This window comes from Pseudocolwellia agarivorans, from assembly GCF_002000085.1.
Classification (GTDB): Bacteria; Pseudomonadota; Gammaproteobacteria; order Enterobacterales; family Alteromonadaceae; genus Pseudocolwellia; species Pseudocolwellia agarivorans.
Map to the genome: position 1 here is coordinate 227973 of NZ_MUZU01000004.1, position 12063 is coordinate 240035.

General features: G+C 34.7%; 12 protein-coding genes. 5 read left to right on the top strand and 7 right to left on the bottom strand.

All coding sequences use genetic code 11. The features are described 5' to 3' along the window. Nucleotides 1-28: 28 nt before the first annotated feature. The 3 genes from rffA to B0X80_RS08320 form a co-directional block, all read right to left on the bottom strand. The gene (gene rffA / locus B0X80_RS08310; protein ID WP_077339422.1) at nucleotides 29-1159 is read right to left on the bottom strand and encodes a dTDP-4-amino-4,6-dideoxygalactose transaminase; all 1131 of its coding nucleotides are present in this window, start codon (nucleotides 1157-1159) and stop codon (nucleotides 29-31) included. Beyond that, on the bottom strand, nucleotides 1146-1718 hold the full coding sequence (locus B0X80_RS08315; protein WP_077339423.1) for an acyltransferase: 573 nt from the start codon (nucleotides 1716-1718) through the stop codon (nucleotides 1146-1148). The genes rffA and B0X80_RS08315 overlap by 14 nt, the downstream gene beginning before the upstream one ends. 108 nt (nucleotides 1719-1826) lie before the next feature. Beyond that, nucleotides 1827-2852 (bottom strand): Wzz/FepE/Etk N-terminal domain-containing protein, encoded by a 1026-nt coding sequence (locus B0X80_RS08320; protein WP_245825418.1) that lies wholly within the window; start codon nucleotides 2850-2852, stop codon nucleotides 1827-1829. 493 nt (nucleotides 2853-3345) lie between these two features. Between B0X80_RS08320 and ribH the strand changes: the two genes are divergently transcribed. The 4 genes from ribH (at nucleotide 3346) to B0X80_RS08340 (ending at nucleotide 5832) form a co-directional block, all read left to right on the top strand. Then, nucleotides 3346-3810, top strand: coding sequence for a 6,7-dimethyl-8-ribityllumazine synthase (ribH, locus tag B0X80_RS08325; protein ID WP_077339424.1), 465 nt, complete (start codon nucleotides 3346-3348; stop codon nucleotides 3808-3810). A gap of 57 nt (nucleotides 3811-3867) precedes the next feature. Then, complete coding sequence (nusB, locus tag B0X80_RS08330; RefSeq protein ID WP_076416903.1) at nucleotides 3868-4284, top strand: transcription antitermination factor NusB; 417 nt, start codon at nucleotides 3868-3870, stop codon at nucleotides 4282-4284. A 106-nt stretch (nucleotides 4285-4390) separates the two neighbouring features. Next, nucleotides 4391-5362, top strand: a complete 972-nt coding sequence (gene thiL, locus B0X80_RS08335) for a thiamine-phosphate kinase (RefSeq protein WP_077339425.1) — start codon at nucleotides 4391-4393, stop codon at nucleotides 5360-5362. A 2-nt stretch (nucleotides 5363-5364) separates the two neighbouring features. After that, nucleotides 5365-5832 carry a phosphatidylglycerophosphatase A family protein gene (locus B0X80_RS08340; protein WP_077339426.1) on the top strand — a complete coding sequence of 156 codons (468 nt, stop codon included), beginning with the start codon at nucleotides 5365-5367 and terminating at the stop codon, nucleotides 5830-5832. A 120-nt stretch (nucleotides 5833-5952) separates the two neighbouring features. On the opposite strand, the gene serA is transcribed toward B0X80_RS08340, so the two are convergent. The 4 genes from serA to B0X80_RS08360 form a co-directional block, all read right to left on the bottom strand. Next, nucleotides 5953-7188: a phosphoglycerate dehydrogenase gene (serA, locus tag B0X80_RS08345; RefSeq protein ID WP_077339427.1), complete on the bottom strand. Its 1236-nt coding sequence runs from the start codon at nucleotides 7186-7188 to the stop codon at nucleotides 5953-5955. A 124-nt stretch (nucleotides 7189-7312) separates the two neighbouring features. Then, nucleotides 7313-7969, bottom strand: coding sequence for a ribose-5-phosphate isomerase RpiA (gene rpiA, locus B0X80_RS08350; protein WP_077339428.1), 657 nt, complete (start codon nucleotides 7967-7969; stop codon nucleotides 7313-7315). 148 nt (nucleotides 7970-8117) lie between these two features. Next, nucleotides 8118-8717, bottom strand: coding sequence for a 5-formyltetrahydrofolate cyclo-ligase (locus B0X80_RS08355; protein ID WP_089024850.1), 600 nt, complete (start codon nucleotides 8715-8717; stop codon nucleotides 8118-8120). A 90-nt stretch (nucleotides 8718-8807) separates the two neighbouring features. Continuing rightward, nucleotides 8808-10328 (bottom strand): peptide MFS transporter, encoded by a 1521-nt coding sequence (locus B0X80_RS08360; protein WP_077339430.1) that lies wholly within the window; start codon nucleotides 10326-10328, stop codon nucleotides 8808-8810. 370 nt (nucleotides 10329-10698) lie between these two features. Between B0X80_RS08360 and tviB the strand changes: the two genes are divergently transcribed. Next, a complete protein-coding gene (tviB, locus tag B0X80_RS08365) occupies nucleotides 10699-11979 on the top strand; it encodes a Vi polysaccharide biosynthesis UDP-N-acetylglucosamine C-6 dehydrogenase TviB (protein WP_077339431.1) in 1281 nt (426 codons plus the stop codon). Nucleotides 11980-12063 lie beyond the last annotated feature (84 nt).

A 12063-nucleotide genomic window follows, 5' to 3' on the forward strand; every position in this document is an offset into this window, starting at 1 on the left:
GACTTTTTTATATGCACAAAAAACTCTATTATTTAAAAAAATTGTGAATATGATTACAAATATTATCTACATCATCTAGTGATAAGCTGAAGTACATAGGTAGCCTAATAACTCTTTCACTTTCAGTTGTCGTGTATTCATCTTTTCCTGAAAAAGAGCCGTATTTAAGCCCCGCTTCTGCTGAATGCAATGGAATATAATGAAATACTGAAGTAATATTTTGTTTTTTCAAATAAGAGATAAAATGAGAGCGAGTATTAATGTCTTTTACTTTTACGTAAAACATATGTGCATTATGTATACAGCTATTAGGGATGAAAGGTAATGCTAAATCATCTGATTTTTGTAAAGAGCTTAAATTTGATAAGTAACGTTCCCAAAGGCTTAAACGTTTCTTATTGATAGTATCGGCATTTTCTAATTGTCCCCAAAGGTATGCTGCTTGTAATTCGCTTGGCAAATAACTGCTACCTACATCTACCCATGAGTATTTATCAATCATTCCTCTAAAGAATTTACTTCTGTTTGTGCCTTTTTCTCTGATAACTTCAGCTCGTTCAGTAAATAAACTGTCATTAATTAGCAATAGCCCACCTTCGCCACCGCTAGTATAGTTTTTAGTTTCATGAAAACTGTAGGCTCCTAAATGGCCTATGGTACCTAAGCTTTTCCCTTTATAGCTACTCATAACTCCTTGAGCTGCATCTTCAACTACAAACAGATTATTAGCTTTAGCTATGTCCATGATGGTATCCATTTCACAGGCTATACCTGCATAATGAACTACAACGATGGCTTTTGTTTTGTTGGTAATTGCAGAAGATATTTTTTTTTCGTCAATATTCATTGTATCTTTACGTATATCAACAAAAATGACTTTTGCTCCTCGAAGAACGAATGCATTTGCTGTACTGACAAAGGTGTAACTAGGCATGATGACTTCATCACCTGGTTGTATGTCAAGTAAAATCGCAGCCATTTCTAGCGCTTGAGTGCAGTTAGGCGTTAATAAGCACTTAGTTACATTAAAATGCTGCTCAAACCATTTTTCACATTTTTTAGAAAAGTGACCATCCCCAGCCATAGCATTACTTCTTGCTGCTTCTAATAAATATTGTTCTTCATTACCAGTATAAGGTGGCTTATTAAATGGGATCATTGTTTTTTTCCATTAAAAATTTTTTTTCAAGTTTTAGAATTTCTTTATTACGCTCTTTTATACGTTTTGCAGGAATACCAATATAAATTCCCCATGGTTTTGTGCTTTTATTAAGTAAAGTCATGGCTCCAATTGAGCAACCATCTGCAATATTAGCTCCAGGCATAATAGTTGAGGCAGTACCAATAATTACATGTTTACCTATACTGATTTTGGTAAATTGTTCATTTTTAAATTGTACAGGTATAAGGCTGTTTACCATTGTACTGCCTGAGTAATCATCGCTCTGAGAGAAAACATTCACCCTGTAAGCTAAAGTTGAAAAGTCATCTATTTCAACTCCAAGTTTTCCTCCTGCAATTAAACAGTAAGGAGTAATGTGACAGTATTTACCTATAGTAATTTTTCCCGATAATATACAAAAGTCATCGACTCTGGAGTTATCATTTATTGAAACAGATTCACAATTGTAAATACTTGCCTTATCGCTAATTTTTACATTATCACCTAAATAGGCAAAGCCCATTGATTTTAAAATTTTTTGTGATAAATAAGCCAATTAATTAACCTTATAAAGAATGTTAGAGATAATGGTGATTAAAGTGTTTGGTGTGAGAAATCAGTAAATCATTAATATTGATAATGGTAAGTATAATATTATGTGACATTAAGTTATTGATTTTTCATTTTTTTTATCTTTAATTGATTTTTCATTATCTGCTTTTTTGGAAAAAAAGCGAAATAAGACAATAAGTAAAGAAAGTATTCCCCCTAGTAATGTACCTAGAATAACAATAAGTGCTCGTGCAGGTTTTGCTTTTTCATCAGGAACTTGTGGTGGTTGTATTGTTTTCAATACGTACTCCGGCTTCACTTCTATGAGCATCATGTTTTTTGTCTGTTCTTCTATTAATTGATAGAAAATGTTTTCCATATTACTATTCTTAATATTATCTAATTTTTTAGTTAAGTAATTTATTGAATTTTGAGCTTCTACTTTATCCTGTTCACGCATAAAATTATTTATATCGGAGATAAGCCAAGAAAGCCACTGTTTAGCCATGTGTGGGGAGTAATATTCTATTTCTATAGTAATCATTGAAGTTAATTTAGATTGTGAAACGGAAAGCAACTTAGTGAATTCGGTATATGTTTCCCATGGGGAAGGTTTTGCCTTTTTAGGTAATTCTACTTGCCTGATCCATTTATTCTGTTTGCTATCGTAGACATCTTCATCATAAATTAATTGATTTAATGCGTAGTCCCACTTCTTTGCTGCCATGATGGGAACAGTTAATTGATGCCTATCAATAAAGCTCTCAATAAAAGCTCTTGTTTTAATGATTTCCAGTGCGAGACTAGTCTTATCTGTTGTATCTCCACCGCCTATATTAATGCCTGCTATACCTGCTAATCCACCAAATTTACTGGCTAACCCAGCTAAGCCGCCTGCTCCTCCTTCCGAGCTAACAGGCGCCATTAAAGCTGACGCCTTATAAATGTTAGGCATTGATAAGGCTATAGTCACGGAGGCAACTGCAAATATAGTGCAAACGAATATAATGAATATTTTGCCTTCCCAAATAGATAATATCAGTTCAGTAAATGTAAATTCAGTTGTTTTAGGGAGGCCTTGGCTTTTTGGGGGAACGAATGAATCAGAGAGCCTTTCGTTATCGTTTTTATTTATCACAAATCATACACTTATTTATATTAAGGAAGTTACTAGCATTGAATATTATAAGGAGAGCAAACTGCACTGTAAAGCCTTATTAAAAAGGACGAAGTCTTATTTAATAAGAAAAGTATTTAAAAAAGTTAGTATATTTTTTTGCTACGGAGTTAATGAGAATGTTTTTATTAAATGCTCTTAAATAAAAAAATTGGGTATTCTATAAAATAAGCGTAGGTAATTTTTAACTTTGTGAGATTGTTTTCTGCAAGTTATAGCAATAATCAAAGTGGAGTTTTAAATTATCTATTTTCTTAGTGTTTGATTTTTATTGTTTTTATGTTGTTTTTTCTATGGTTTAGACTGTGAGCTATGACTATTGAATTTTTTTATCCTTTTATCCATTAGTCTTTAATTATACATTTGAATTATCTATAAAAGATTAACAAAGAAGTACCTAAATCTTCCATTTTTTGATAGAATCGCGTCAATTTTTTACCGAGAGGTTATTTCCATGAATGTAATTGAAGCTAATTTCGATGCTAAAGGCAAAAAAGTTGCCATTGTTGTTTCTCGTTTTAACAGTTTTGTTGTTGAGAGTTTATTAGAAGGTGCGGTTGATGCACTTAAACGTCATGGTAATGTTGCGGATAGCGATATTACAGTTATTCGTGTACCTGGTGCGTATGAATTACCTGTAGCAGCTAAGCGTGTTGCTCAAAAAGGTGGCTTCGACGCTATTATTGCTATTGGCGCGGTTATTCGTGGTGGTACTCCACATTTCGATTTTGTCGCTGGTGAGTGTAATAAAGGCCTAGCGCAAGTTGCTATGGAATATACATTACCTGTAGCGTTTGGTGTAATTACTACCGATACAATCGAACAAGCCATTGATAGAGCAGGCCTTAAAGTAGGCAACAAAGGTGCTGAAGCTGCATTAAGTGCTTTAGAAATGATTAATGTTTTAGAATTATTATAGGTTCTACTGTTTATTTAACGTTAGTTAGTAAGTTTAATTTTATATTTGGAAATACGAGTGAAACCATCACCTAGAAGAAAAGCCAGAGAGTTAGCTGTTCAAGCTGTTTACTCTTGGCAGTTAAGTCAAAATGCAGTTAATGATATCGAAACCAACTTTTTAGTGGATAATGGTGCTCGTCGTTTTGATATTCCTTTTTTTCAGCAGTTATTTCGCGGTGTAACATCATCAGCAAGTGAGTTGGATTTACTTATTTCGCCACATGTTGATAGACCTATAGATGATGTTGATCATGTTGAAAAAGCGGTTCTCAGAGTGGCTATTTTTGAATTAAAGGAATGTTTAGATGTTCCATACAAAGTTGTGATCAATGAAGCCATTGAACTCGCTAAATCTTTTGCTGCAGACGACAGCCACAAGTTTGTTAATGGTGTTTTAGATAAGGCCGTTAAACTAATCCGTAAAGAAGCTTAGTGAGTAAAGTCTACTTTCTGTAGTTTTAATCAACACACTTTAAGCCTACTCAATTATTTGATGTGTTTTTGTGACACATCAAATAATCAAAACTGAATATTCCCCTATGAAAGAATTTGATTTAATTAAGCATTATTTCTCAGAGCAAATAGTTAAACGCAAAGATGTTATTTTAGGTATTGGCGATGATTGTGCCTTGTTAGCTCCGGCAGAACATCAGCTTATTGCTGTAACTACAGATACTTTAGTAGCTGGTGTTCATTTTCCTGTAAATACATCACCAAAAGCTATTGGCCATAAGGCTATTGCTGTTAATTTATCTGATTTAGCGGCAATGGGCGCAGAGCCTACATGGATCTCGTTAGCATTAACATTACCTGAAGTTGATGAACAATGGTTATCAGAGTTTTGTGCTGGGATTTTTGAGTTATGTGAATTTTATAATGTTCAGCTTATTGGTGGAGACACCACTCAAGGGCCTTTAAGTATTACGGTTACTGCTCAAGGTTTAGCACCCAAAGATAAATTTATTACTCGCTCTAACGCTAAGGCGGGTGATTGGCTTTATGTTACTGGTGAATTGGGCGATGCCGCATTAGCGCTTAAAAACCTTCAAGGTAAAGTTGATCTGGTAGAGGCTGATAAAGGTAAAGTGTTTGAACAGTTAGATTACCCTAAGCCTCGCGTTTTGGCCGGGCAAGCATTAAGAGATTATGCAACTTCTGCAATCGATATATCTGACGGCCTTATTTCAGACTTAGGGCATATTTGTAAGGCGTCAAAAGTTGGTGCCAAATTGAATTTAGAGAATATTCCTATTTCAACGGTAATGCGCGAAACATTAGGAAGAGATAAAGCAATAGCATTAGCTCTTAGTGGGGGTGACGATTATGAGTTGCTGTTTTCTGTGTCTGAAGATAATAAGGTTGGAATGGCAACTGCGTTGTCAAATATGGGCATTCCTACCACGTGTATTGGACAATTAAATGGCACTGAAAAAATTACAACGGTTTTAGATGGTGAAGCGATTACGTTAAATGCTCATGGTTTTGAACATTTTGCTAAGTCTGAAGCTTAAATATGAATAAACCCGTAGTTAAATTTACTTTATCGAATCCTATTCATTTTTTAGCCTTAGGTTTTGGTAGTGGTTTAAGTCCTAAGGCGCCAGGTACATTTGGTACTTTGGCTGCTATTCCTGTTTTTCTTTTATTTGCTTTACTTACTCCTTTGTTTTATTCCTTAGCGGTATTAGTTGTGTGTATCGCTGGTATTTATATTTGTGGAAAAACAGCTGAAGATGTTGGTGTGCATGACCATGGCGCTATTGTTTGGGATGAAATAGCAGGTTATTTAATTACTATGTTTTTAGTGCCTATTAGCTGGCAAAGTATTCTTGTTGGTTTTGTGCTGTTTCGTATATTTGATATTGTTAAACCTTGGCCTATTTCTTATTTAGATAAGTATGTACATGGTGGCTTTGGTATTATGATTGATGATGTGGTTGCAGGACTAATGGCATTAGCTTGTATGCACTTTATTTTTTAAGAGATTAGTTTATATATTTCTGTATTTTATTAAAAAGTAAGCAATAAAAAAGGTAGACCATTGGTCTACCTTTTTTGTATTTAATATTCACATGTAACAGTGAGTATCAATAACGTACCTTTAGTGAAGTATTCTAGCTTTCACTGTACCTTCAATTTTCTTAAGCTCTTTAAGGGCTACAGCACTGTCTTCTGTTTCAATATCTATTACAACGTAACCAATTTGATCGTCTGTTTGTAAGTACTGAGCAGCAATATTTATATTTAATTGAGTAAAGGCTAAGTTAATTTTATTTAAAATACCTGGTTGGTTCTGGTGTATATGTAAAAGTCTGCTTCTACCTTTACCACCATGGCTTGGTAATGATACCTCAGGGAAATTAACAGCCGATAACGTTGAACCGTTATCAGAGTATTTAGCTAATTTACTTGCTACTTCTAAACCAATATTTTCTTGTGCTTCTTTTGTGCTACCGCCAATGTGTGGCGTTAAAATAACATTATCGAAAGCACGTAATGGTGATACGAATTCTTCGTCGTTACCTTTAGGTTCAACAGGGAATACATCGATAGCAGCGCCAGATAGTTTTTTACTTTCTAGAGCTTTAGCTAGTGCGTCTATATCTACAACCGTACCGCGAGAAGCGTTGATTAATATTGCTCCATCTTTCATGTTAGCTATTTCTTCGGCGCCAAACATGTTTTTAGTTTGTGGGTTTTCAGGAACATGTAAACTAATAACTTCACATTCTTGTAGTAATGATTTAAGTGATGGTGCTTGGCTTGCATTACCTAGTGGTAATTTAGTTTCAACATCATAAAATTTAACTTTCATACCTACAGTTTCTGCTAAAACACCTAGCTGCATACCTATGTGACCGTAGCCAATAATACCTAATCTTTTACCGCGTGCTTCAAATGAACCCGCAGCTGATTTATTCCATTCGCCACGGTGTGCTTGTGCACTTTTTTCTGGAATGCCACGAAGTAATAATAAGGTTTCACCTAGTACTAATTCAGCAACTGAACGAGTATTTGAGAATGGAGCATTAAATACTGGAATACCTAAAGATTGCGCTGCTTTTGTATCTACTTGGTTAGTACCAATACAAAAACAACCAATAGCAACAAGTTTTTTAGCGTGGCTAAGTACTTTTTCATTAAGGTTAGTACGTGAACGAATACCAATGAAGTGAACCTTAGCTATTTTTTCAATTAAATCTTCTTCCGATAAAGATGTTTTTATATATTCTATATTGTTGTAGCCTTGCGACTTCAACTCTTCAAGCGCGCTTTCGTGTACACCTTCTAACAATAAAATTTTAATCTTTTCTTTAGCGAGTGAATTAGTACTCATGATATTTAAATTCTCTTAATGAATGGGTTTAGCCAGTGGCTAACAAAATTTAAAGTTTTGTTTTGGAAGTTTAGATGTCCAAACGTATGTGTAAATTAGCATATAGTGCTTAAACTCTAAAGCACTAATTTATTATTTTTGCGCCTTCAGGTGTACCAATAATAAGTGTGTCAGCACCTCGGTTGGCAAAAAGGCCATTAGTTACAACGCCTACCAAGGCATTAAGCTCTTTCTCTAATGTTATTGGATCGATTATGTCTAAGTTATGCACGTCAAGAATTACGTTACCGTTATCGGTTACTACGCCGTTTCTGTATACAGGATCTCCACCCAATTTAACTATTTCTCTTGCAACGTAACTTCTTGCCATTGGGATAACTTCAACAGGTAACGGAAATTTACCTAAAACTTTGACTTGTTTTGAACTGTCTGCAATGCATACAAAGGTTTTTGCTACGGCTGCAACAATTTTTTCTCGTGTGAGTGCTGCACCGCCACCTTTAATCATGTACATGTGCGAGTTAATTTCATCGGCGCCATCTACATATACATCAATACCGTCAACGTTATTTAAATCAAAAACCTCAATGCCGTGTGCTTGAAGACGTTTGGTTGACTCTTCAGAGCTTGATACTGCACCAATAATGCGATCTTTTATGGTCGCTAAAGCATCAATAAAATGGTTAACAGTTGAACCGGTTCCAACACCAACAATTGTGTCATCTTTAATAAAGTCTAGGGCTTTAATTGCCGCAGATTTCTTCATATCGTCTTGTGTCATGATGGGCCTTAAATATGAGCAAACAAAGTATTCACTTAATGCTGAATGTAATTGTTTCAACATTGAGTGAGTAATGAACAGTTTTTGTGCGCGTGATTATACACCAACTATCGTAATGAAAGCGATAGGAGAGATTAGCTCGTATGATTTATTTAAATAAGTAGTTTTGGGTAGGTGTTATTATTTGGGGGATGGGAATGTCCCAGTGTTCAACGGGTATAGCTTCAACTCGCTGGCAGTTGTGTGCTAATCCTATGGGGTAAGGGCGTGCTTTTTTATTTTCTTTATATTGCTCAAACCACTTTTGTAATGTTCTATCATAAAATCCACCACCCATACCTAAGCGAGCGCCTGAATTGTCAAAAGCAACTAAAGGAGTGAATATAATATCTATGTTATGTATGAGTTGAATAAGACGAACATCGAGCTTAGGCTCTAAAATTCCAAAGCGGTTTTTAAACATTGGAGTAGTAGGAGTGTACTCTAAAAATAACAAATGACCTTTACTGAATGGATGAATTACCGGTAAATATACCTGCTTATTGTGTTTCCAACACCAATCAATAAAAGTAGAGGTATTCAGCTCGCCATCGTTAGCTAAATAAATAGCAATGTGTTGTGCTGAAAGTATGTTGGTATTAGACGTTAATTGGTTGAGTAGTTGTGCTGCAGCATTAGCTTGTTCTTGCTGTGTTAATGATGATCTTTTTTGCCTAATGGCTTTTCTTAGTTGTACTCTACTGTCCAAAATAACATCGCCTTTATTGTTGCTTTAACTATCTCCCTATAGAGGGAGGATCCTCTAACATACAAGCATATGTTAGAGGAAACTTATTGGCTAGGCTACTTGAGGCGAGCTTTTTTCTTCTTTATCTTCTTGCTCTGCGAGTAATTCCCAAAATCGAGTTTTAAGGCTAAGTAATAAAATTACGATACCGATACCAATACTAAATAAACTAATTTGAATATACAGTGATGGCATTTGTTCAACGTTATTTGGATCAAAGCTTCCAGCTAGTAAACCTGAAATAATATTACCAATAGAGTAGGTTAAAACAAACACGCCCATCATTTGTCCGGCAAAACGCTTAGGTGATAACTTACTAACCGCACTTAATGCGGTTGGGCTAAGAATTAATTCACCCACGGTATGTAGAAAGTAAGTTGCTATAAGCCAGTAAGGCGCTACTTTTAGTCCTGATGCCGCATATTGCGCGGCAAAAAACATAATAATAAAACCGCTGGCCATAATAATTAAACCAATAGCACATTTTAAACCGTATGCCGGAGTCACTAATTTTTGACCTAGTTTCATCCATAAAGCTGCAAAAAATGGCGATAAAATAATAATGAAAAAAGCATTAGCAGAACCCATCCATGCTGGTGGTATTTCAAAACTGCCTATCATTCTATCGGTGTAATCTCGCGCAAATAAATTCAGTGATGAGCCAGCTTGCTCAAACCCAGACCAAAAACAGGCCGAAGCAATACATACTAATAATAATGCGGTTAATCTGAGGGTTTCACTTTTCGATAATTTTCCAAACATATAAATAGCAGTGTAATATAATACAAAAATTGCCGAGAAGGTGATGGCAGTATATTGAGCTAAAACAACCGCATTAATTATAATTTGTCCTTGAAAAACAAGTGTTGTAATAACGGCTACTGTAATTAAAAAGCCAACGATAACAAGCCAGGCTGTTTTGGCTCCTTTAGGTGATAAAGGTGAAGGAGGTAAAAGGCCAGCACCATTTAGTTTTGGTGCGGTTAATTTATATTGTATTAAGCCAAGCCCCATGCCTATTGCTGCAGCACCAAAGCCCCAGTGCCATCCCATATTGGTTGCTAAGTAGCCACATATAATATAGCCAAAGAAAGAACCTAAATTAATGCCCATATAGTAAATGGCATAACCTGCATCTCTGCGTCTATCTTTTGATGAATATAGCTGGCCAACCATAGCGCCAATATTCGGTTTTAATAATCCAGTACCTAAAATAACGAGTATCAAACCAACAAAAAACGTTTTATCGTTAGGTAGGGCAAGTACTATATGTCCTATGGTGATAATTATACCGCCATACCAAACTGTTTTTTGCCCCCCTAGTAACCTGTCGGCAATCCAACCGCCGGGAAGTCCCATAAAATAAACGCTACCTGTATACAAACCATAAATTGCACCAGCTGTTGCTACGGTTAATGCTAACCCTCCTTCTTGCAGCGTGGCTGTCATAAAAAGAACTAGTAGGGCACGCATGCCGTAATAACTCATTCTTTCCCACATTTCTGTAAAAAAAAGTGTGGTTAATCCTGAAGGATGGCCGAAAAATTTTGTATCTTGTGATGATTGTTCCATTCACATTACCTTTTTTATTGTTTTATTATCGTTTTGATTTTTTCTAACAAAAGTTAATCATTAAAAATTGTTAAATTGACTTTATTTAAAAAATACCACACAAAGCAAATAAATCAGTTGAACTGTTTATATATAAGGATCAATTACCCTAGAATTAAATGGTTTTATAGTATTTATACCCGTTATTAAGTTTATAGATAAATGAAATGTTAATATAAAGTATAAAATATCTTATATGTAAAATTATTTTAAAGAGAACAATAAATTAGTCGTACGAGTATTATTTACGTTATAGGTTTATTTTGTTTAATCTTTAATAGTAATATAAGAGCAATTATTTGAAATTTTAACGAACGGGTTAACATAGTATATGTCGCAATCATTAAACGATGTAAAAATTGGTATCATTGGTTTAGGTTATGTAGGTTTACCTTTAGCCGTTGAATTTGGTAAAAAGTATCAAACTGTTGGTTTTGATATTCATGAAAAACGTATTGCTGAATTAAAATCAGGGCATGATTTTACATTAGAAGTTTCTTCTGAAGAATTAGCGGAATCAAAGCATATTAGCTATTCGTGTAATGTAGAAGACTTAAAAAGCTGTAACGTTTACATTGTTACGGTACCAACACCTATCGATAAACATAAGCAACCTGATTTAACACCTTTAGTTAAAGCAAGCGCAATGCTAGCAAAAGTCATTTCTAAAAACGATATCGTTGTTTATGAATCAACGGTTTACCCTGGTGCAACGGAAGAAGTTTGCATCCCTGAAATAGAAAAGCATTCAGATTTCATTTTTAACAAAGATTTTTTTGCTGGTTATAGCCCTGAGCGAATTAACCCTGGTGATAAAGAACACCGTGTTACTAATATTCTAAAAGTAACATCAGGTTCAACGCCTGAAATAGCAGAGTTTATTGATCAGCTTTATGGTTCAATTATTACTGCGGGTACTTATAAAGCTTCATCAATTAAAGTCGCAGAAGCTGCAAAAGTTATTGAAAATACTCAGCGCGATTTGAATATTGCCTTGATTAACGAATTAGCAGTAATTTTTAATAAACTAGATATTGATACAGAAGAAGTATTAAAAGCGGCTGGCACAAAATGGAACTTTTTACCGTTTCGTCCAGGGTTAGTGGGAGGTCACTGTATTGGTGTAGATCCATATTACCTAACGCATAAAGCTCAATCTATTGGTTATAATCCTGAAGTTATTCTTGCGGGTCGTCGTATTAACGATGGTATGGCTGAATATGTGGTTTCTCAATTAACTAAAACAATGATCAAGCGTAAGTTACAAGTTAATGGCGCTAACGTATTAGTTATGGGGTTAACGTTTAAAGAAAATTGCCCAGATGTTCGAAATACTAAAGTTGTAGATATTTTGTCTGAACTTGCTGAATACCAAATGAATGTTGATGTTTACGATCCTTGGGTAAACCCTGAAGATGCAAAACATGAATACAATGTTGACCTTATCTCTGAACCTAAGCTAGGTAATTACGATGCTGTTATTTTCGCCGTTGCACATAACCAGTTTAAAGCGATGAGCAATAGTGATATTAAAGCAATGATGAAAGCTGAGCATATTATTTATGATTTAAAATATATGTTAGATATGGATTTTTCGGATATCCGCTTATAAATTGTATTAAATACTTTTAAATATAAAACCTAGAAACCAAACTTTTACCAATGTAGATGTTTGGTTTTTTTATATAGAGATTCG